We start from the raw sequence: 22,319 nt of genomic DNA, 5'->3' as shown, positions 1-22,319 counted from the left end.
ACCCCCGGGCGGGGGTGCGGCCCGTCCGCGTACGGTTCCCGATGCCCCGCGGTCAGAGAAATGTCCCCGAAGGGATGTACGGCATCGGCGGCGGCATGCCCCGCAGACACACATAGCCGCTCGTGGACAGCTCGAGCCCGGCCTCGATCCCCACGTCCACCGCCCACTGCTGCTCGGCCGTCAGCCCCGGCACCCGGGCGTCGGCGCCCTCCGGAAGGCACAACAGGGCCGCCGTCAGCAGCCGTTTGGCCAGCCGCCGCGAGGTCGCGGCCAGCATTTCGACCTTGCCGTCCTCGCCGACGTAGCAGTAGCCGCTGCCCGCGAGGTCGTCCACCACCAGCAACCGCCGCTGGGTGAGCAGCAGTTCGTGGTCGACGCCGTGCGCGCCGCCCCGGGTGCGGCGGTCCACCGAGTCCAGCAGGTCCCGGTGGCGGGCCACGCCCTCGTGCACCGCGCCGTCCGGCGGGGACAGCCGCTCCTTGGTCTCCGGCCCGACCGTGCCGCGCAGCCGCATCGCCGGATGCAGCGCGAACCCCGCGCGCCGGTAGGTGCTCGCCGCGCGCGCGTCCTCCGATCCGCAGATGATGCCGCGCAGACATCCCCGTCCGTACAGCAGCGCCGCGGCCAGCAACTCCCGGCCGACGCCCTGCCGCTGGGCCCGTGGCAGCACCGCGAACATCGACAGCCCCCAGGTGCCCTCGCGCCGGGCCGACAGCGCCACGCCGAGCGGCATCCCGCCCTCGTCCAGGGCGAGCCAGCAGCCGCCCGGGTCGGTGCGGGCGAGATGGCGGTGCCGCTCATGGACCTCGGCCACGTACCCCGGCGGCCATCCGTCCTCGCCCGCGAGGGCGGCCGAGTCCCGGAGGGCGGCCGAGTCCCCGAAGGCGGCGGCCACCACCTCCCATGCCGCCTCGGCGTCCTCGTCGGTGTCACGTAGCTGGCGGAGGATCATGCGCCCATGATGGCGCGTCCGGTGAACGATTGCCGGTACGCGGTGGCGGCTTGCTCGACCGGCGAACGCGACAACGTTGTCAGGCTGACTGTAACGATCAGTACGCCGCCAACCGGGTGTCCCTGTCAAGACCGTCTCCGCACCCTTACGGCCGACGGCCCCCGTGCGGTACGGTCCCCACGGCTTGCTCGACCCGGCGATCGCGGCCCTTCCGGACAAGGTGGGACCGCAATGCCCTCAAGACCCCTGGCCGCCTTGGCGGCCGCGGCCCTGACCGCGGGGCTCCTCGCCACCGCGGCCACCGCGCCCGCGTCGGCCGCCCCGCCGCCGACGCTGGTCAAGGACCCGGCGGCGTACGTCGATCCGCTCATCGGCAGCTCGGCCGGCGGCAACACCTTCCCCGGTGCCGTCGCGCCCTTCGGCATGCTGTCGTGGAGTCCGGAGAACACCCGCGGCGACGCCACCCGGACCGCCGCGCCCGGCGGCTACCACTACGACGCCACCCGCGTCCGCGGCTTCAGCCTCACCCATATGTCCGGCACCGGCTGTGCGGGCGGCGCGGGCGACATCCCCTTCTTCCCCCACGTCGGCGAGGTCACCTCGTCACCCGCCGCCGACACCAAGGACCAGGTCTACGCCTCGGACTTCAGCCACTCCGACGAGACCGCGGAACCCGGCCGCTACCAGGTCTCCCTCGCCTCCGGCGCCGGTGCGGAGCTGACCGCCACCGCCCGCACCGGCTCGGCGCGCTTCACCTACCCCGAGGGCAAGACCGCCTCCCTGCTGATCCGCACCTCCTCCTCCGAGGTCGGCAGCTCGGACGCCGACCTCACCATCGACCCGGCGCACCGCACCGTCTCCGGCTCGGTCACCAGCGGCAACTTCTGCGGCTATCTCGACCCCGAGGGGCGCCGCAGCTACTACACGCTGCACTTCACCGCCACGTTCGACACCCCGTTCAGCGCCCAGGGCACCTGGCGGGACGGCACCCTGCGGCCCGGCACCACCAGCGCCGAGGGCGGCTCCGGCGGCTATGGCGGCGACGGCCGCCCGGTGGCCGGAAAGGGCTCCGGCGGCTATCTCCAATTCGCCCCGGGCACCCGCCGGGTGGGCGTCAAGGTGGGCATCAGCTACGTCAGCGACCAGGGCGCCCGGGCCAACCTCGCCGCCGAGAACCCGCCGCGGCGCGGCTTCGACCAGGTGCGGAGCGCCGCGTACGACGCCTGGCGGCGGCAGTTGTCGGCCATCCGGGTCGGCGGCGGCGCGGACGCGGACCGCACCACCTTCTACACCGCGCTCTACCACTCGCTGCTGCACCCCAACGTCATCAGCGACACCGACGGCCGCTACCGGGGCAGCGACGGCGAGGTGCACCGGGTGAGCCGGGGCCACCGGGCCCAGTACGGCACCTTCTCCGGCTGGGACGTCTACCGCTCCCAACTCCAGCTGCTCACCCTGCTGGAGCCGGACAAGGGCTCCGACATCGCCCAGTCCCTGCTGAACCTCGCCCAGCAGAACGGCGGCGTCTGGGACCGCTGGCTCCAGGGCGCCTCGGGGACACATGTGATGAACGGCGACCCGTCGGCCGCCGCCCTCGCCGGGATCCGGGCCTTCGGCGGCGACGACTTCGACCTCGACGCCGCCCTCGACTCGCTCGTCAAGGCGGCCACCGAGCCGACCGAGAAGGACCTCAGCCCGGCGGGCAAGCCCATCATGTCGGTCGGCCAGCGGCCCTCCCTCGACAAGTACCTGAAGCTGCACTACATGCCGTCGGTCTCCAACGCCTGGGGCGGCGCGGCCGAGACCCTCGAGATGTCCGGCGCGGACTTCGCCCTCTCCCAGCTGGCGCGGGCCGCCGGCCGCAAGGACACCGCCGAGACCTTCGCGCGCCGCGCCCAGTGGTGGCAGAACAACTTCAACGCCGCCGCCGACCCGGAGACCGGCGGCTACGCCGCCAACCGTAAGGCCGACGGCAGCTGGGTCACCGGCTTCACCCCGGCCACCGGCAACGGCTTCGTCGAGGGCACCAGCGCCCAGTACACCTGGATGGTCCCGCACAACCCCGCGGGTCTCTTCGCCGCCATGGGCGGTAAGGACGCCGCGGTGAAGCGTCTGGACGCCTTCTTCCACGACGCCGACGGGGGCTGGGCGCTCACCGGCAAGGGCGGCGAGAAGTCCGAGCTGGACAACGAGCCGTCGATCAACGTCCCCTATCTGTACGCCTACGCCGGACAGCCGTACAAGACACAGGAGACCGTGCGCGCCGCGATGCGCCGGCTGTGGACCACGAAGTCCGACGGCATCCCCGGCAACGACGACCTCGGCGAGATGTCGTCGTGGTACGTCTTCTCGGCGCTCGGCATGTATCCGCAGGTGCCCTCCCGCGCCGAACTGGTCCTGGCCTCGCCCCTCTTCCCGCGGATCGAGATCGACCGCGGCGGCCGGGACATCTCCGTCCGCGCCCCGCAGGCCGCGCCCGGCGCGCCGTACGTCCAGGCGCTGAAGGTCAACGGGCGGGCGAGCGACCGCCCCTGGCTGCCGGAGTCCTTCGTACGGCACGGCGGAACGCTGGACTACACCCTGTCCGACACCCCCGACCGCGCCTGGGGCTCGGCCCCGTCCGACGCCCCGCCCTCCTTCCGCGAGGGCGAGCAGCCGTACCAGATCGGGGTCGGGCCCACCACGGGCACGCTCGCCCCGGGCGACAGCCTGACCGTGAAGGTGGCCGCCGTCCCGGTCAGCGAGGGCGACCGCCCCGAGGTCCGCTTCACCACCGACGCCCCCGACGGGATCACCGCCTCACCGGCCTCCGGGACGGTGGGCCCGGACGGCACGGCGGAGATCTCCCTGCGCGCGGGCAAGGACACGGCCGAGGGCTTCTACGACGCGAAGGTGACGGTGACCAGCGAGGGCACCGAGGTCGTCCAGCCGATCACCCTCACCGTCGCCGCCCCCGGTTCGCTGCTCGCCGCGTACAACAACGTCGGCGCGACCGAGGACGCCGGTGAGCACGACGAGGGCGACTACGACGGCGGCGGCTGGAGCTACTCCCGCCAGGCCCTCGCCGCGGCCGGCCTCGAGCCGGGCGCCAAGGGGACCACCCAGGGCCTGGACTACACCTGGCCCGCCTCCCCGTCCGGCCGCCCCGACAACGCCTCCGCCACCGGCCAGACCATCGCCCTGCCCCCGTCCACCGGCCTCTCCTTCATCGGCAGCGCCGTCAACGGCAACCAGAAGGCCACCGCGAAGGTCACCTACACGGATGGCAGCTCGGACGAGGCGGACCTGTCCTTCACCGACTGGACGGTGGGAGGCGGCGGCGGAACGGTCCAGTACGGCAACGTGACCGTCGCCAGGACCCCGTACCGCAACATCAGCGGCGGCGACAAGGATGTGGTGGACGCCTACATCTTCGCCACCAAGGCGTTCCGGGCCCCCGAGGGCAAGACGGTCAAGACCGTCACCCTGCCCGACAACGCGGATCTCCACGTCTTCGCGGTCGCCCGCGGCTGAGTCCGGAGCCATCCCGCACGGTTCGCCGGGCCGCCCTCCCAAGGGGCGGCCCGGCGAACCCACGTCCGGCCCGGGGGACCGTTGACGTGACCAACAGGTGCACCGGCCTCACGGTGGGACGGGCTGACTGAGACGTTCCACGTCGTAGCGGTGGGTGATGGCCGAGCGGGGGCTGAAGCGGGTGGTCAGCTCGGCCGCCGTCTGCCGGACCCGGGGCAGCTCACCCAGGAACTGCCGGACCAGAACGTTGCGGTCTCCCGCACCGCGGACCGTGGGATCGCCGAACGTGGCCGCGAACAGCGGATTCCAGTGCAGCAACTGCCAGGTGGCGTCGTAGATCGCCAACGGGTTGCCGGCGAGCCGGTCCACGATCACGGACTCGGCGGCCGCGTTCACCGGGAGCCCTGGGATCTCAGGGCTCCCGCGTGCGCGGCTGTGCGTGGCGTCAGCGTGCGAACTTCTCGATGGCCGTCGGGGTGACGGGGGTGAAGAAGTTGACGAGGTTGCCGTCGGGGTCACGGAACAGCAGCGACCGGTTGCCCCAGGGCATCGTCGTGGGCTCGGTGACGAAGTCGGTGACGAAGCCGGTCAGGTTCTGGTGAACACGGTCCACGTCGTCGACGAGGAACTCGGTGATCACGCTGTGGTTGTCCGCCGGGCGGGCAGAGCCCGGGGCGAACAGCGGGACGGTGCGGGTGCTGGCGATCGCGAGGGTGGCACCCGCGGTCTTGAGTTCGGCGAAGTCTTCGGTGGCCCACGTCGCCCGCGCCCCTGTGGCTCGCTCGTAGAACTCGACGAGGCGCGCTACGTCGCTGGTGATGATGCGGATCGAGACGAAGTCCATGTGAATCTCCTCGGCTGTGCTGGAGGCGTGCACTGCGCAGGCTAGGAGAGATAGTGGACAGAATCGGTCCTGTATTCGCATTAGGCTGCGCACATGCCTCGACCCACTGCCCGCGTGCTGACACTCCTGGAGCTGCTGCAATCGGGCGGCACCCGGACAGTGGCCGAGCTGGCCGACCGGCTTGGCGTCGAAGGGCGCACCGTGCGGCGGTATGTGGACCAGCTGATCGACCTGGATGTGCCCGTGGAATCGGTGCGCGGCCGCTACGGCGGGTACCGGCTCGCCCCCGGGTACCGCTTGCCTCCGCTCATGCTCAGCGACGACGAGGCGCTGGCCGTGCTGCTCGGCCTGGTCGCCGGCCGCCGAGCAGGGCTGACGACGACGCGGCACACGGCGAGCGAGACGGCATCGGCGAAGATCCGGCGGGTGCTGCCCAAACACATCGCCCGTCGGCTCGACACACTTCTGGAGGCTCTCGCCTTCACGGACCGGCCCGGCGAGTTCGACACCCCGGACGCCGGGGTCCTGCTCACCATCGCCGATGCGGTGCGCCACTGCCGACCGGTCTCGATCCGCTACACCGACCGCGACGGACGGCGGAGTGAACGCACACTGCACGCGTACGGGATCGTCGCCCATTCGGGCCGGTGGTACGTCACGGGCAAGGACGCCCGGATCGGCGAGGACCGGACCTTCCGGCTCGATCGCATCGCGGACGCGCGGACCCTGCCCGGCTCATTCGAAGCGCCCGTGGGGCCCGGTCCGGCACAGCGCGTGTTGTCGGGGTTCGCCACGGCCGAGTACCGGCATGAGGTGACCTTGCGGATCCACGGGACGGTTGAGCAGATCCGCGCCCACCTTCCCGTCAGCGTCGCGAGCCTGGAGGAACACGAGCCCGCGGCAGGCCAGGACCGGGCGACCGAGCGCTGGCTGCGCGTCGAGCTGCGGGCGGAGCGGCTCGATTGGTTGCCTCCGGTACTCGCCTCACTCGACCGGCCGTTCGTCATCGAGCGCCCCGATGAACTGCGCGACCTCGTCATCGCGCTCGCCGATCGCCTCGCGTCCCACGCCCGCCGAGCCTGACGAGATCAGGCCGGGCCCGTGCGTACGGACCCGGCCCACCCGAAACGGATCAGCCGAGCAGCTCCACCTCCGCCAGTGTCGACTTGTCGTCCGGCACCAGCCGGTAGTGCGCGTAACTACCGGGCGTGCGCACCGAGAAGACGCGGGTCTGCTTGTCCCAGGCGAAGGACTCGCCCGATCTCCGGTCCAGGTCCTTCCAGCTCTCGCCGTCCGACGAGCCCTGGAGCACCCATCCCGTCGGGGCCTTGCCGCGGTCCGACGAGGTCAGGGTGTACTGCACCGCGCGGCCCGGCTCCGTGACCGGCAGGTCCACCGACTCGAAGGTGGCCTCCGTCCCCGAGGTGTTGTCCAGCAGCGCCGTACCGCCGCTCGGCACCGTCAGGTCGTGGCGCGGGGTGGGCACCTTGTCGTCCTTGGTGATGGAGGACGGCGCGGCGTTCTTCCCCGTGCCCCAGGCCGACGGCTTGGGGCCCATCGCGAACTCCAGGGTGCCGCCCTTGGCGATCACCGAGTGCGGCAGCGCGGTGGAGTTCCACGCCTTGCCGTTGACCTTCAGGCCCTGGACGTACACGTTCGCCCGGCTGTTGCGCGGGGCCTTGACCACCAGGTCGCGGCCGTTCTCCAGGTGCACCGTGACCTTGGTGAACTGCGGCGAGCCGACCGCGTACTCCGAGCCGCCCATCACCAGCGGATAGAAGCCCAGCGAGCTGAAGAGGTACCAGGCGGACTGCTCGCCGTTGTCCTCGTCGCCGTGGTAGCCCTGGCCGATCTCGCTGCCGGTGTAGAGGCGGGAGAGCACCTCGCGCACCTTCTCCTGGGTCTTCCACGGCTGGCCCGCCGCGTCGTACATGTACGCCACATGGTGGGCGACCTGGTTGCTGTGGCCGTACATGCCCATACGGACGTCCCGCGCCTCGGTCATCTCGTGGATGACGCCGCCGTAGGAACCGGCGAACTCCGGCGACGCGGTCTCCGGGGTGGAGAAGTAGGTGTCCAGCTTCTTCGCCAGGCCCGCCCGGCCGCCGTAGAGGTTGGCCAGGCCCCGGCTGTCCTGGGGCGCGGTGAAGGCGTAGCCCCAGCCGTTGGTCTCGGTGTAGTCGTAGCCCCAGATCCGGGGGTCGTACTTGTCGGAGGGCACGCGCCACTTTCCCTTGGCGTCCTTGCCCTGGAAGAAGCCCGCCTTGTCGTCGAAGAGCGAGACATAGCCCTGCGCGCGGTGCAGGAAGTACTCGGACTCCTCCTTGTAGCGGGCCTTCTTCGTCTTCGCGTAGAGCGCCTTGCCCATGTCGGCGAGGCCGAAGTCGTTGAGGTAGCCCTCCAGCGCCCAGGACAGTCCCTCATGGGTCTCGGTGCTGGTGTAGCCCAGGAAGGGCGAGGTGGACATGCCCTTCCGGCCGACGCCCGACGTGGGCGGCACGACGGTGGCGTTCTTCAGCGCCGCCTCGTAAGCGGCCTCGGCGTCGAACCGCACGCCCTTCAGATACGCGTCCGCGAAGGCCACGTCCGAGCTGGTGCCGGTCATCAGATCGGCGTAGCCCGGGGAGGACCAGCGGGATATCCAGCCGCCGTCCTTGTACTGCTGCACGAAGCCGTCGACCATCGTGCCCGCCCGCTTCGGGGTGAGCAGGGAGTAGGCGGGCCAGGTGGTGCGGTAGGTGTCCCAGAAGCCGTTGTTGACGTACACCTTGCCGTCGACGATCTTCGCGCCGGTGTGGGTCGGGGTGTTTTCCCCGGTGGCCGACGAGAAGGCGCTCGCGTACTGGTTGCGGGGGGTCGCCGCCGTGCCCGTGTTCTCGAAAGCGGAATTGGGATAGAGGTACAGCCGGTAGAGGCTGGAGTAGAGCGAGGTGAGCTGGCCGCGGTCCGCGCCCTCGACCTCGACCCGGCCCAGGATGTCGTCCCACTCCGCCTGGGCGGCCCGCTTGACCTGATCGAACGACCGCGACGCGGGCAGCTCCCGGTCGAGGTTGGCCTTCGCCTGGTCGACACCGATCAGCGAGGTGGCGAGCCGGAGGGTGACCGTACGGTCCTTCCCCGGCTTGAAACGGAAGTAGCCCGTGACGTCCTTGCCGCCGCCTCCGTCCAGCTTGCCGCTCGCGCTCACCGGGGAGTCGAAGACGCCGTAGACGAACATCCGGCCGGCGCCGGTGGACAGTCCGCTCTTGACGTCGGAGTAGCCGGAGACGACGCCGTGCTCGGCGTCGAGGGTCAGCCCGCCGTTGTTGTTGACGTTGTCGAAGATGACGCTCGCGTCCTCGCCCGGATAGGTGAAGCGCATGGCCGCGGCGTGGTCGGTGGGCGCCATCTCCGCCGTGAGGCCGTTCTCGAAGGTCACCCCGTAGTAGTAGGGACGGGCGGTCTCCTTCTCATGGCGGAAGGGGAGCGCGCGGGCGGTGCGCCCGGCGTCCGGAGTGCCGGCCGCGCCGGACGGCATCACCTGGAAGGTCTGCCGGTCGCCCATCCAGGGGCTGGGCTCATGGCTGGCGCTGAACGCCTGGATGGTGGGGAGGTTGTCGGCGTTGTTGGCGCGGGCGTACTGGTAGAGCCAGTCGGTGGAGCCCGCGTTGGTCACCGGCGTCCAGAAGTTGAAGCCGTTGGGGACGGCGGTGGCCGGGAAGTTGTTGCCGCGCGAGAAGCTGCCGCTGGAGTTGGTGCCCCGGGTGGTCAGGGCGTAGTCCGACAGGTGCGCCAGCGGCTTCTCGGGCGCCTTGGGGGCGATGGAGATGTCGTCCACCCAGCCGCGGAACTGCGCGGGGCCCTTGGGGGAGTCGTAGGCCACGAGGATCCGGTCGACCGTCTTGCCCGCGGCGACCGCGCCGATCCGCGACTCCTTGTGGTTCCACTGGTTGACGTAGAGCGTCTTGGAGGCGGCCTGGCCCTGCGGGCTCATCCGGGCGCCGTGCTGGTCGACCGCGCCGGGCAGCTCGCTGAGGTAGGTGCCGTCGGTGAAGGCGAGGTCGACGGAGACATGGGTGGCCGGGTAGTTCAGGTCCGTCTCGGTCATCGACGGGAAGATCCGGTAGGACAGCTGGGTGTCCCGGGTGACGGCCGTGTCGACGTCGAAGACCTTGTTGTACGAGTACGCCCGGCCGTCCGCCTTGTGGGTGCCCGCGTAGCGCAGGGCGCGGGTGCCGGTGAAGCCCGCGTTGGCCTTGGCGGTGGGGGAGCCGGTGGGGCCGCGGTCGATCTGGGTCTGCATGTCGGAGGCCGCGGGCGGAGTGGTGTCGCTGTTGGCCAACTGCACCTCCGCCAGCTGGACGATGTCGTCCCCGGCGTTGCGGGTGATCTCCAGCCGGAAGTGTTTGAAGGCCGTGGAGTTGTCGAAGGAGAACTCCCGCGTCTGCTGCCGCGAGGAGAACGTCTCGTCCTTACGGGTGTCCAGCGTCGTCCAGTCGGAGCCGTTGGCCGAGCCCTTGAGGGTCCAGTCCTTCGGGTCCCGGCCGGGGGCGTCGTTGGCGGAGGTGAGGGCGTAGCGGACGGCCTCCACCGGCTCGCTCAGGTCGAACTCGAGCCAGGCGGTGGTGTCGAAGGCCAGCCACTTGCTGGTGACCTCGCCGTCGACGAGGTTCTCCTTGATCTCCCCGCCGTCGGTGTTCTCCCCGCTCGCACGGACCTCGGTGACCTTGTCGGTGACATTGCCGGGGATCCCGGAGGAGTAGCCTCCGTCGACTCCCGACGCCTTCTTCTTGCCGTCGGGGCCGGTCTCGACCGTGTTCCGCCAGTCGGGCTGGGGATCGCCCGACTCGAAGGACGAGGCGAAGGTGCGGTCGGCGTGGTGCGCGGAGTCCGGGCCGGCGGGGGCGGCGACCGCACCGCCCTGGGCCGTCACCGCCAGCAGGACGGCCGCCACCAGGGCGGCCGACCGTCCGATCCCACGCCATCGTCTCTGGGGTCGTCTCTGTCGCATACTCAGCCTCTCAACGAGTCTGACAACGTTGTCCACTGGTTCGGGCAGAGATAAGTAGGGAGGCAGGGGGAGGGTGGTGTCAAGGATGCGGACAGCGCTCAATGGGCGTCCGTGCGGCGGGTGGTACGCCGCGGGCCGTACCGCCATCGGTGGTACGGCCCGGCTCCATGGGGGCGAATCCGCGCGCCCCTCGGGGTTGCTCCTGGCGTGTCGTCAGCCCGCGCTGTCGGACTTGGTGGCCAGCGACAGCCGGCACTTCTTCGCGGTGTGGGAGCTGTCCGCCTTGATCCCGGTGACCTTGATGGTCTTCTCCGAGCCGCCCGCCACGGCCGCGTCGGACTCCACCCCGGTGGTCACGACCTCCTCGGAGCTGTCGACGAAGCCGACCAGCAGCGAGTAGTAGGCCGTGCCGGAGCCGGAGTTGCTGATCTTCACATTGGCGTAGGGCTTGCCGTTCGAACCCCAGCCGCAGGTTCCCATCTTGGCGTCCGGGGTGACCAGGCCGGAGCCGCCGGTGGGGGAGTCCGACGGCTCGTCATACGGGTCGTCGGTGGGCTCCTCGGTCGGCGCCTGGGTGGGCTCCACCGGCAGCTGGGCCATGCCCTTGCCGATCGCCGCGCCGCCCTTGCTGTCCCCGGCGGACGAGCCCCCTCTGCCGGAGCCGCACCCCGCGGTGGCCGCGAGTGTCGCGGTCACGACAATGCTGGTGGCGAGGGTGAGCTGCTTCCGGGACACGGGAACCGCCTTTCGGGGAGCGCGCACGGCGGCGTGCCACGCGGCTTGTCTCCCCTTACGGTATGTCGGACAGGTCTCAACTCGGGAAAGACTGGTACCCGATGACCTCTCGATCTTGCCCATATGAGGCCCAGTGGACTATACCTGTCGCCCCAGGGGGAAGGCCGCACCGCGGCCCATATCGGAGGGCCTCGGCGGGTCATCCGCTCTCCCCGGCGTACACCCAGCAATACTCCGCTTGACGCTTCAACTGACCCGCGGTGTCGGGCCCCTCGCCGGAGGCGAGTATGTACGGGAGACCGTTACACCGCCTGAGTCCTGACGAAGGCGAGGACTTGAGCATGGGATCCACCTCAGATGTCGGCCGTCGCGATCTGATCAAGCGCTCGGCGGCGCTCGGATTGATCACCGTGCCCGCGATGAGCGCGCTGTCCGCCTGTGCCAGTGGCGGTGACGACGACCCCAAGAAGGTCGACAAGGGCAAGAAGAGCGCCAAGAACCCGCTCGCGGTCAATGAGAGCGCCGCGCTCGACGTCGTCATCTTCGACGGCGGCTTCGGCCAGCAGTACGCCAAGGACGCCGAGGCGGAGTACGCCAAGGCGTTCCCGAAGACCAAGGGCAAGGTCAAGCACGCCGCCACCCAGAAGATCCAGACCGTGCTCCAGCCGCGGTTCAACGGCGGCACCCCGCCGGACCTCGTCGACAACTCCGGCGCCGAGCAGATGGACATGGGCACCCTGGTCGCCAAGAACCAGCTGACCGACCTCACCCCGCTGCTGGACGCGCCCTCCCTCGACGACCCGAACAAGACGGTGCGCGAGACGCTGCGCCCCGGTGTCGTGGAGATGGGCCAGTTCGACGGCAAGCCGGTGTGGATCCTCTACTACGCCTACACCGTCTACGGCGTCTGGTACTCCAAGTCCAACCTCGCCAAGCTCGACGCGGAGTACCCCGAGACCTGGGACGACATGCTCAAGGTCTGCGAGAAGGCCAAGAAGAAGGGCATCGCGGGCTGGACCTACCCCGGCAAGTTCCCCTACTACCTGCCGTTCAGCCTCTACCCCTTCATCGCCAAGATCGGCGGCCGGGAGGTCCTGGACTCGATCGACAACCTGGAGGCGAACGCCTGGAAGCACCCGGCCGTCAAGGCCGCCTTCGAGGCGTACTACGAGCTCTACAAGAAGGGCTACATCCTCAGGGGCACCCCCGGCCTGACCCACATCGAGTCCCAGACCGCGTGGAACCAGGGCAAGGCGCTGTTCATCCCGAACGGCTCCTGGGTGGAGAACGAGGCGAAGAAGACCACCCCGAAGGACTTCCAGATGGCGGTGGCCGCGCCCTCCAGCCTGGACAAGAGCGACAAGATGCCGTTCGGCACCCTGTGGGCCTCCGGCGGTGAGCCCTTCATCGTCCCGAAGTCGGCGAAGAACCCCGAGGGCGGCATGGAGCTGCTGCGGATCATGCTCGGTGAGAAGTCCACCAAGAACTTCATCAAGCAGGTCTCCTCGCTCTCCTCCCTCAACGGCGGCACCGAGGGGCTCAGCCTGCCGCCGGGTCTGGCGTCGGCGCAGGAGGCGCTGACCAAGGCGGGCAAGAACGTGGTCAACCCGCGGCTCCAGGACTGGTACGTGACGCTCGAGAAGCAGCAGATCGGCGTCGGCGCGCTCGGCGAGATGATGGCCGGCCGGATGACCCCCGCCGAGGCGATCAAGAAGTGCCAGAAGTTCGCCGATGACACGGCGAAGGACGACGCCGTCAAGAAGTACAAGCACGTCTGATGAGGCGTCACGCGTCGCCGGCGGCATTATCCGTAGGGGAAGACCGAGGTCGGTAGAAATGCAGCATGGGAAGTACCGGTTCATCGCGGGGTTCCTGGCCCTGCCGGTGATCCTTTACGCGGTCTTCGTGATCTCGCCGTTCGTCCAGGCCATCTACTACTCCTTCACGGACTGGACGGGTCTGAGCTCCGACTTCAAGATGGTCGGGTTCAAGAACTACAACTGGCTGCTGCACGACGACCTCTTCTGGAAAGCGGTCGGGCACAACGTCCTGCTGCTGCTGGTGGTGCCGCTGGTGACGCTCGGCCTCGGGCTGTTCTTCGCCTTCATGCTCAATGTGGGCGGCCGGGGCCGTAAGAACGCGGCGGTCTCCGGGGTGCGCGGGTCGAGCCTGTACAAGGTGATCTATTTCTTCCCGCAGGTGCTGTCGATCGCGATCGTCGCCCTGCTGTTCCAGTTCACCTACAACCCGCGCAACGGCGCGATCAACTCCTTCCTCGACGGAGTCGGCCTGGATTCGCTCCAGCAGCAGTGGCTGGCCGATCCCAAGCTGGCGCTGTGGTGCCTGATGGCGGTGATGGTCTGGAGCAACGTCGGCTTCTACGTCGTCCTCTTCTCCGCCGGGATGAGCTCCATCCCGAGGGACTTCTACGAGGCGGCGCTGCTCGACGGGGCCAACCGGATCAAGACCTTCTTCAGGATCACCCTGCCGCTGCTGTGGGACACGGTCCAGACCGGCTGGATCTACATGGGCATCATCGCCCTCGACGCGTTCGCCGTGGTGCAGATCATGACCGTGGGGCCGGGCGGCCCCGCCGACTCCACCCAGGTCATGGGCTACTACGTCTACACCAAGACCTTCCACGACGGGCAGGCCGGACGGGCCACCACGATCGGCGTCGCGATGCTCATCGTCACCCTGATCTTCGCGGTCATCGTGACCAGGCTCGGCCGGCGCGAACGGCTGGAGTACTGATGCCGATCACACCGCCCGCACCCGGCCACCACCCGCCGCGATCTGGGGGTACCACATTGAACCCTCCCCCAGGTGAAGCAGGGGGATTCCTGGCTCAGGAAGCCCAGCAGGTCAGCGACCGACAAGGTCTTACTCCCTCAACACCAGCCGGGACGGAACCTGCCCGGTCGCCCGAAAGCATTGAGTTGCGCCGACTTGGTTCGCGCTCGGCACGTTGTGCGTGCTTGGGTCTCGCAACGCACGACACGCACCTTACCCGATCGTATGGGGGGTATTTCGCCCCGGAGGTGAAATACCATTCTTTGCCCTGCTCTGCAAGGGTTCGATTCCTCCCCCGTCTGAAGGCGGGGGCATTCTCGAAGGAGATCAGGTGACCTCGCACGCAGAGCCCTCGGAGCTCCCGGGCGTCACCAAGGAGGACGAGGCGCCGGCCACCGGGCCCGTCGCCAAGCAGCCGCCGCCGGGCTTCACCCCCGAGGGCCGCATCGGCAGCGAGGGCAAGGTCCTCAACGTCTTCTCGCACGGCATCCTGGCGGTCTGGGGGCTCCTGGTCACGCTGCCGCTGCTGTGGGCGGTGATGAGCTCCCTCAAGACCGACAAGCAGATCTTCACCTCGCCCTGGGGGCTGCCCTCCGCCCTGCACTTCGACAACTGGACCAGGGCCTGGAACAAGTCGAACATCGGCGACTTCTTCCTCAATACGATCCTGGTGGTGGGCTGCTCCCTGATCGGGACGATGCTGCTGGGCTCGATGGCGGCGTACGTCCTGGCCCGCTTCGAATTCCCGGGAAAGCGGTTCATCTATTTCATGTTCGTCGGCGGGATGAGTTTTCCGATCATCCTGGCGCTGGTTCCGCTGTTCTTCGTGATGAAGAACATGAGCCTGCTCAACACCTTTCATGGGCTCATTCTGGTCTATATCGCCTATTCACTGCCGTTCACGGTCTTCTTCCTCACCTCGTTCTTCAAGACGCTGCCGTCCTCGGTCGCGGAGGCGGCCCTGATCGACGGGGCGTCCCACACCAGGACGTTCTTCCAGGTCATGCTGCCGATGGCGAAGCCCGGGCTGATCAGCGTGGGGATCTTCAACTTCCTCGGGCAGTGGAATCAGTACATGCTGCCCACGGTGCTCAACACCGATGAGGACAAGCGGGTGCTCACCCAGGGCCTTGTGCAGCTCGCGGCCAGCCAGCAGTACAAGGGCGACTGGTCAGCGCTTTTCGCCGGTCTGGTGCTGGCGATGCTTCCCGTACTCGCCGTCTATATCCTCTTCCAGCGGCAGGTCCAGGCGGGTCTGACCGCGGGCGCGCTCAAATAGGGCCACCTCACAGAGGCACCTCACAGAGGGCTTTTCACGGCCCCGTCCTTTCCGTTCATCGGATAAGGGGCGGGGCCGTGCCGCTGTGGGCTGCGGAGGGTACCGCGAGCGGTCCCGGTGCGGTCAGGGACTTGACGTGGGACAACCGTGGCGGCTCAGCTTAGAGTTCACATGTTGGAGACACAGCCGGGCCTCACTGCTGCGGTCCGGTCGGCGGAGCGGCCGTCGTGCCGCCCGCGAAGGCGGGAGTGGATGGGCGTGGAGACTCCGGGATCGCAGTCGTCGCTGCACCGGGCCAATCTCGAGCGGGTGGTCCGTGCGGTGCGCATGGCGGGCTCGCTGACCCAGGCGGAGATCGCCCGGTCCACCGGGCTGTCCGCCGCCACCGTCTCCAACATCGTGCGCGAGCTCAAGGACGGCGGAACGGTCGAGGTCACGCCCACCTCGGCGGGCGGCCGCCGGGCGCGCAGCGTCTCGCTCAGCGGTGACGCGGGCATTGTCGTAGGGGTGGATTTCGGCCATACGCATCTGCGTGTCGCCATCGGCAACCTCGCCCATCAGGTGCTGGCCGAGGAGGCCGAGCCGCTGGATGTGGACGCCTCCTCCTCCCAGGGCCTGGACCGGGCCGAGCAGCTGGTCAGCAGGCTGATCACGGCCAGCGGGCTGAGCCAGGACAAGGTGGTCGGCGTCGGGCTCGGCGTGCCCGCCCCGATCGACGTGGAGACCGGCACACTGGGCTCGACCGCGATCCTGCCGGGCTGGGCGGGCACCAATCCGCGCGACGACCTGGCCCAGCGGCTCGGGGTGCCGGTGCACGTGGACAACGACGCCAACCTCGGCGCGCTCGGCGAGCTGGTCTGGGGCTCCGGCCGCGGGGTCGGCGACCTCGCGTACATCAAGGTGGCCGACGGTGTCGGCGCGGGGCTGGTGATCAGCGGGAAGATCTACCGCGGCCCCGGCGGTACGGCAGGCGAAATCGGCCACATCACCCTGGACGAGTCGGGCCCGGTGTGCCGCTGCGGCAATCGCGGCTGTCTGGAGACCTTCACCGCGGCCCGCTATGTGCTGCCACTGCTGCATTCCAGCCATGGGGCGGACCTCACCGTGGAGCGCATGGTGCAGCTCGCCCGCGAGGGCGATCCGGGCTGTCGGCGGGTGATCGGGGACGTCGGCCGGCACATCGGCAGCGGGGTGGCCAACCTCTGCAATCTGATCAACCCGAGCCGGATGGTGCTGGGCGGCCAGCTCGCCGAGGCGGGGGAGCTGGTGCTGGGGCCGATCCGGGAGTCGGTCGCGCGGTATGCGATCCCGAGCGCGGCCCATCAGCTGTCGGTGATGCCGGGGGCGCTCGGCGGCCGGGCCGAGGTGCTGGGCGCGCTCGCGCTGGTGCTCAGCGAGATGGGCGACTCGACGCTGCTGGACGGCGCGCTCTCGGCGGGGGCTCCGGCCCTCACCTGACCGCCGGGCGGGGGCCGTTGGGCCGGGGGCAAGCCTTGAGTGGCTTTGTCCGGTCACGCTCCGTCTATCCGGCCTGTCCGACTGCGTTCACTCAGATAACGAATGGCACCGTTGCCATCTCGTTAAGGATTTACTTCTTGACGCCATGCGGGCGGCCGAGTTGACTTCCAGCCACCTCGGCCGCAATGACGCGGCCTCGTCAGGGAGGTCACCCCTAAATGAACGCAACGATGCGTCGCGTCGCTCTTGCCGCTTCTGTCATGTCGATGACGGTAGCCCTCGCCGCCTGTGGCTCGGCGAAGGAAGCCGGCAACGACAAGAAGGATGACAAGAAGAAGACTGGTCCGCTCACGATCGGGCTACTGCTGCCCGAGGATCAGACGGCCAGATACGAGAACTTCGACCGGCCCTTCGTCACCAAGAAGATCAAGGCACTCTGCGCCGACTGCAAGATCCTCTACGTCAACGCCAAGTCGGACCCCTCGGTCCAGCAGCAGCAGGTCGACTCGATGATCACCAAGAAGGTCGACGCGATCATCCTTGACTCGGTGGACTCCAAGTCCATTGCCAGCTCGGTCAAGAAGGCCGACGAGGACGGTATCCCGGTCATCGCCTACGACCGGCTCGCCGAGGGCCCGGTCTCCGCGTACACCTCGTTCGACAACGAGACGGTCGGCAAGGTCCAGGGCCAGGCCCTGCTCAAGGCGCTGGGCAACAAGGCCAAGAGCGGCAAGATCGTCATGCTCAACGGCTGGGAGGCCGACCCCAACGCCGCCATGTTCAAGAAGGGCGCGATGTCCGTCCTCAAGGGCAAGGTGAACATCGGCAAGTCCTACGACGTCGACCGCTGGCTGGCGGACAAGGCCAACGAGGCCATGACGGGTGCCATCTCCTCGCTCGGCAAGAGCAACATCGTCGGCGTCTACTCGGCCAACGACAGCATGGCCGGCGGCGCGATCACCGCGCTCAAGAGCGGCGGCTTCAACCCGCTGCCCCCGGTCACCGGCCAGGACGCCGAACTCGAGGGTGTCCGCCGGGTCGTCACCGGTGAGCAGTACATGAGCGTCTACAAGTCCTACCTGGACGAGGCCACCGCCGCCGCCGAGATGGCCGTCGCGCTCGGCCGCGGCGAGAAGGTCAACGAGTCCAACACGGTCGACAGCCCGACCACGAAGCACATCCCGGCGACGCTGATCACCCCGGTCTCGCTGACCAAGGAGAACATCAAGGACACCGTCATCAAGGACGGGATCTACAAGATCGACCAGATCTGCACCGCCAAGGTCAAGGCGGCGTGCGCCGAGGCCGGTCTGAAGTAACGGCCGGTATCCGGCACATATCGGAGCAGGGCCGTCCGTAACCGCGGACGGCCCGCCTCCCTGACCCACCCCCCCATCGAGGGGAGAGCACCCTCTCCCCTCCGTCACACAGCAGGGACCCCCCTGCCCGGAACGGAGATGGCCATCGTGCCGAACGGACCCGTGTTGGCGTTGCGCGGGATCTCCAAGCGGTTCGGCGCCGTCCAGGCGCTCACCGACATCCATCTGGAGGTCCACGCCGGTGAAGTCGTCGCCCTGGTGGGCGACAACGGCGCCGGCAAGTCGACCCTCGTCAAGAGCATTGCCGGAGTCGGCCCCGCCGACGAGGGCGTCGTCGAGTGGCAGGGCAAGCCCGTCCAGGTCAGCCGGCCGCACGACGCCCAGGAGCTGGGCATCGCGACCGTCTACCAGGACCTCGCCCTCTGCGACAACATCGATGTCGTCGGCAACCTCTTCCTCGGCCGCGAGATCCTGCGCGCCGGGGTGCTGGACGAGGTCGAAATGGAGCGGCGCTCCCGTGAGTTGCTCCAGACCCTGTCGATCCGCATCCCCAGTGTGCGGATCCCGATCGCCTCGCTCTCGGGTGGCCAGCGGCAGACCGTCGCCATCGCCCGTTCGATGCTCGGCGAGCCCAAGCTGGTGATCCTGGACGAGCCGACCGCCGCCCTCGGCGTCGAGCAGACCGCACAGGTCCTGGACCTGGTCGAGCGGCTGCGCGACCGCGGTCTCGCCGTCATCCTCATCAGCCACAACATGGCCGACGTGAAGGCCGTCGCGGACCGGGTCGCGGTGCTGCGGCTGGGCCGCAACAACGGCATCTTCGATGTGAAGACCACCTCTCAGGAAGAGATCATTTCCGCCATCACCGGCGCCACGGACAACGCCGTGACCCGCCGCAAGGCGCGTAGCGGGGAGGTCGCGAAGTGACCACGAACGTGGACAAGACCAACGGCGGCCCGTCGAACGGCGCCAACAAGGCGAGCGGCCCGGCCGACGCCAACCCCGTCGCCAAGGACGCGGTCACCGTCGTCGACCCCCGGCTGCTGGTCCGTCAGGAGGGCTTCAAGGGCTATCTGACGGAGTTCGGCCGCAAGATGCGCAGCGGTGATCTGGGCGCGGTCCCGGTCATCGTCGGCATCGCCATCATCTGGGCGGTCTTCCAGGCGAAGGACAGTGCCTTCCTCTCGCCCAAGAACCTCTCCGACCTCTCCATCCTGCTCGGCGGCACCGGCATGATCTCGGTCGGGATCGTCTTCGTGCTGCTGCTCGGCGAGATCGACCTGTCCGTCGGCTCGCTCAGCGGTCTGGCCGCGGCGACCCTGGCGGTGCTCAACGTCAACCACGGGGTGCCCGAGGGGATCGCGGTGCTCGCGGCGCTCGCCAGCGGCGCGGTCCTCGGCGCGGTGCACGGCTTCTTCTTCGCCAAGATCGGCGTACCGGCCTTCGTGGTGACCCTGGCCGGTCTGCTGGCCTGGAACGGTCTGATGCTCCAGGTGCTCGGCACCACCGGCACCATCAGCATCGCGGACGACAGCTTCGTGCGCGATCTCACCGCGCACTACTTCAGCCAGCTGATCGCCGCGTACGGGGCGGCCACGGTGGCGACGGCGGGCTTCTTCCTCGCCCAGTTCCTGGACAGCAGGCGCCGTAAGGCGGTCGGCATACCCTCGCGGCCGCTGAGCGAGATCCTGGTCCGTACGGGCGTGCTCGCGGTGATCGTCTACGCCGCGGCCTGGCGGCTCAACGAGTACAAGGGTCTGCCGCTCGCCCTGGTGATCTTCGTGGCGGTCCTGGTGATCCTGGACTTCGTGGTCCGCCGCACCTCCTACGGGCGCAAGGTGATCGCCCTGGGAGGCAGCGTCGAGGCCGCCCGCCGCGCGGGCATCAACGTCGTCGCCATCCGGATCTCGGTCTACTCGCTGGCCGGGCTGATGGCCGCGTGCGGCGGCATCATGATCGCCTCCCGGATCGGCTCCGCCAGCCAGCAGGCCGGCACCGGCAACCTGCTGATGGAGGCCATCGCGGCCGCCGTCATCGGCGGCACCAGCCTCTTCGGTGGCCGGGGCTCGGTCTGGTCGGCGCTGCTCGGCATGCTGGTCATCGGCTCGATCTCGTCCGGGATGAACCTGCTGGGCGTCGCGAACTCCGTCCAGTACATGATCACCGGTGGGGTGCTGCTGGCCGCCGTCGTCATCGACTCGGTGTCGCGCAGGACTCAGCGGTCCGCGGGTCGCGGCTGACCCCGGACGCCCCATCCGCTCACCCGGCTGCCCGGTGCCTTTCTGGAAGGCGCCGGGCAGCTGTCCGAAAAGAACACGCGTGACGGAGATCGCATGGGGGGAGGTCTGCGCCGGAGGGCGGAACATTAGACTCGGGCGGACGGCAAGCTCCATGGAGACGCTCGAAGCAAGGAGGCACGGGTGCTGCTGACCCGCATCACGGGACCGCGCGATCTGGACCGGCTCACTCCGGAGGAGCTGGACCAGCTGGCCGCGGAGATCCGCTCCTTCCTCGTCGACGCCGTCTCCAAGACCGGTGGCCATCTCGGCCCCAATCTCGGCGTGGTGGAGCTGACCATCGCCCTGCACCGGGTCTTCGACTCGCCCCGGGACAAGGTGCTGCTGGACACCGGCCACCAGTCCTACGTGCACAAGCTGCTCACCGGTCGCCAGGACTTCTCCAAGCTCAAGAGCAAGGGTGGTTTGTCCGGTTATCCCTCGCGCGCCGAGTCCGAGCACGACGTCATCGAGAACAGCCACGCCTCGACCGTCCTCGGCTGGGCCGAGGGCCTCGCCAAGGCCAATGAGCTGCTCGGCAAGCAGGACCATGTGGTCGCCGTGATCGGCGACGGGGCGCTCACCGGCGGTATGGCCTGGGAGGCGCTCAACAACATCGCCGCCGCCAAGAACCGCCCGCTGGTCATCGTCGTCAACGACAACGAGCGCTCCTACGGCCCGACCATCGGCGGCCTGGCCAACCACCTCGCCACCCTGCGCACCACCGACGGCTACGAGCGCTTCCTGGCCCGCGGCAAGGACCTGCTGGAGCGCACCCCGGTCGTCGGCAGGCCGCTGTACGAGACGCTGCACGGGGCCAAGAAGGGGCTGAAGGACTTCATCACCCCGCAGGGCATGTTCGAGGACCTGGGGCTGAAGTACGTCGGCCCGATCAACGGCCATGACATCGAGGCGCTGGAGTCGGCGCTCCAGCGGGCGAAGCGTTTCGGCGGCCCGGTCATCGTGCACTGCCTCACCGAGAAGGGCCGCGGCTACCAGCCCGCCCTCCAGGACGAGGCGGACCGCTTCCACGCCGTCGGCAAGATCCACCCGGACACCGGGCTGCCGATCTCGGCCTCCGGCGCCGACTGGACCTCGGTCTTCGGCGAGGAGATGGTCAAGCTCGGCGAGGAGCGCGAGGACATCGTCGCGATCACGGCGGCCATGCTGCACCCGGTGGGGCTCACCGAGTTCGCCAAGCGCTTCCCGGACCGGGTCTACGACGTGGGCATCGCCGAGCAGCACGCGGCCGTCTCGGCGGCGGGCCTGGCCACCGGCGGTGTGCACCCGGTCTTCGCGGTCTACGCCACCTTCCTCAACCGCGCCTTCGACCAGGTCCTGATGGATGTGGCCCTGCACAAGTGCGGGGTCACCTTCGTCCTGGACCGCGCCGGGATCACCGGGACCGACGGGGCCTCGCACAACGGCATGTGGGACATGTCGCTGCTCCAGGTCGTCCCCGGCCTGCGGATCGCCGCCCCGCGCGACGCCGACCAGGTCCGCGCCCAGCTGCGCGAGGCCGTGGCGGTGGAGGACGCGCCGACCGTGGTGCGCTACTCCAAGGGCGCGGTGGGCCCGGCGGTCGCGGCCGTCGGCAGGATCGGCGGCATGGACGTACTGCGGGAGCCCGCGGCCGCCGACCGCGAGCGGCCCGATGTGCTGCTGGTCTCGGTGGGCGCGCTGGCCCCGATGTGCCTCGAGGTCGCCGACCTTCTCGACAAACAGGGCATTTCCACAACGGTGGTGGACCCCCGCTGGGTCAAGCCGGTGGACGAGGAGCTGCCCGCCCTCGCCGAGCGCCACCGCGTCGTCGTCACCGTCGAGGACAACAGCCGGGTCGGCGGTGTGGGCTCCGCCGTCGCCCAGGCGCTGCGCGACTCGGGCGTCGACATGCCGGTGCGTGACTTCGGTATCCCGCCGCGCTTCCTCGACCATGCCTCCCGTAAGGAGGTCATGGCGGAGATCGGGCTGACCGCGCCGGACATCGCCCGGCAGGTCACCGGGCTGGTCGCCAGGATCGGCGGCCGCTACGGACACGAGTCCGCGGCCGCGGGCTCCCAGGGCGCCGATGTGACCCGGCCGACGACGGCCGAGCCGGTGCGCGACTGAGCCACAGCGACTGAGCCACCGCCGCTTTCCGCCTGGGCCGGTCGGAGCGCT

At 69.3% G+C, this 22,319-nt stretch carries 15 protein-coding genes; 10 read left to right on the top strand and 5 right to left on the bottom strand.

The window, feature by feature from the left end; genetic code table 11:
- Positions 1-52 precede the first annotated feature (52 nt).
- Positions 53-952, bottom strand: coding sequence for a GNAT family N-acetyltransferase (locus tag KHP12_RS16500; RefSeq protein WP_086882842.1), 900 nt, complete (start codon positions 950-952; stop codon positions 53-55).
- Between the two features lie 231 nt (positions 953-1,183).
- Here KHP12_RS16500 and KHP12_RS16495 point away from each other — a divergent pair, with 231 nt between their 5' ends.
- On the top strand, positions 1,184-4,465 hold the full coding sequence (locus KHP12_RS16495; protein ID WP_211833109.1) for a GH92 family glycosyl hydrolase: 3,282 nt from the start codon (positions 1,184-1,186) through the stop codon (positions 4,463-4,465).
- Positions 4,466-4,573: 108 nt separating this feature from the next.
- Here the strand turns inward: KHP12_RS16495 and KHP12_RS51105 are convergent, their stop codons facing one another.
- A complete protein-coding gene (locus KHP12_RS51105; RefSeq protein ID WP_244202937.1) occupies positions 4,574-4,861 on the bottom strand; it encodes an MmyB family transcriptional regulator in 288 nt (95 codons plus the stop codon).
- Positions 4,862-4,910: 49 nt separating this feature from the next.
- On the bottom strand, positions 4,911-5,309 hold the full coding sequence (locus tag KHP12_RS16485; protein WP_037958995.1) for a VOC family protein: 399 nt from the start codon (positions 5,307-5,309) through the stop codon (positions 4,911-4,913).
- A gap of 93 nt (positions 5,310-5,402) precedes the next feature.
- Between KHP12_RS16485 and KHP12_RS16480 the strand changes: the two genes are divergently transcribed.
- Positions 5,403-6,392 carry a helix-turn-helix transcriptional regulator gene (locus tag KHP12_RS16480; protein ID WP_086882840.1) on the top strand — a complete coding sequence of 330 codons (990 nt, stop codon included), beginning with the start codon at positions 5,403-5,405 and terminating at the stop codon, positions 6,390-6,392.
- Positions 6,393-6,441: 49 nt separating this feature from the next.
- On the opposite strand, the gene KHP12_RS16475 is transcribed toward KHP12_RS16480, so the two are convergent.
- Positions 6,442-10,299: a GH92 family glycosyl hydrolase gene (locus tag KHP12_RS16475; RefSeq protein WP_086882839.1), complete on the bottom strand. Its 3,858-nt coding sequence runs from the start codon at positions 10,297-10,299 to the stop codon at positions 6,442-6,444.
- A gap of 213 nt (positions 10,300-10,512) precedes the next feature.
- A complete protein-coding gene (locus tag KHP12_RS16470) occupies positions 10,513-11,034 on the bottom strand; it encodes a hypothetical protein (protein ID WP_086882838.1) in 522 nt (173 codons plus the stop codon).
- Positions 11,035-11,375: 341 nt separating this feature from the next.
- On the opposite strand from KHP12_RS16470, the gene ngcE reads away from it, so the two are divergent.
- The 8 genes from ngcE to dxs all read left to right on the top strand — a co-directional run bounded on the left by ngcE (position 11,376) and on the right by dxs (position 22,268).
- A complete protein-coding gene (gene ngcE / locus KHP12_RS16465) occupies positions 11,376-12,812 on the top strand; it encodes an N-acetylglucosamine/diacetylchitobiose ABC transporter substrate-binding protein (protein ID WP_211833108.1) in 1,437 nt (478 codons plus the stop codon).
- A 58-nt stretch (positions 12,813-12,870) separates the two neighbouring features.
- Complete coding sequence (locus tag KHP12_RS16460) at positions 12,871-13,788, top strand: carbohydrate ABC transporter permease (protein ID WP_086882836.1); 918 nt, start codon at positions 12,871-12,873, stop codon at positions 13,786-13,788.
- 484 nt (positions 13,789-14,272) lie between these two features.
- Complete coding sequence (locus tag KHP12_RS16455; protein WP_086882847.1) at positions 14,273-15,106, top strand: carbohydrate ABC transporter permease; 834 nt, start codon at positions 14,273-14,275, stop codon at positions 15,104-15,106.
- Between the two features lie 258 nt (positions 15,107-15,364).
- Complete coding sequence (locus tag KHP12_RS16450; protein ID WP_037959071.1) at positions 15,365-16,564, top strand: ROK family transcriptional regulator; 1,200 nt, start codon at positions 15,365-15,367, stop codon at positions 16,562-16,564.
- Between the two features lie 218 nt (positions 16,565-16,782).
- Positions 16,783-17,883, top strand: coding sequence for a substrate-binding domain-containing protein (locus KHP12_RS16445; protein ID WP_086882835.1), 1,101 nt, complete (start codon positions 16,783-16,785; stop codon positions 17,881-17,883).
- Positions 17,884-18,021: 138 nt separating this feature from the next.
- A complete protein-coding gene (locus KHP12_RS16440) occupies positions 18,022-18,810 on the top strand; it encodes an ATP-binding cassette domain-containing protein (protein ID WP_044569228.1) in 789 nt (262 codons plus the stop codon).
- Positions 18,807-20,123, top strand: a complete 1,317-nt coding sequence (locus KHP12_RS16435) for a sugar ABC transporter permease (RefSeq protein ID WP_086882834.1) — start codon at positions 18,807-18,809, stop codon at positions 20,121-20,123. The genes KHP12_RS16440 and KHP12_RS16435 overlap by 4 nt, the downstream gene beginning before the upstream one ends.
- A 180-nt stretch (positions 20,124-20,303) precedes the next feature.
- Positions 20,304-22,268, top strand: a complete 1,965-nt coding sequence (gene dxs / locus KHP12_RS16430; protein ID WP_211833107.1) for a 1-deoxy-D-xylulose-5-phosphate synthase — start codon at positions 20,304-20,306, stop codon at positions 22,266-22,268.
- Positions 22,269-22,319 lie beyond the last annotated feature (51 nt).

The organism is Streptomyces asiaticus, assembly GCF_018138715.1.
GTDB lineage: Bacteria > Actinomycetota > Actinomycetes > Streptomycetales > Streptomycetaceae > Streptomyces > Streptomyces asiaticus.
This window is presented reverse-complemented; position numbering and strand designations above follow the sequence as displayed.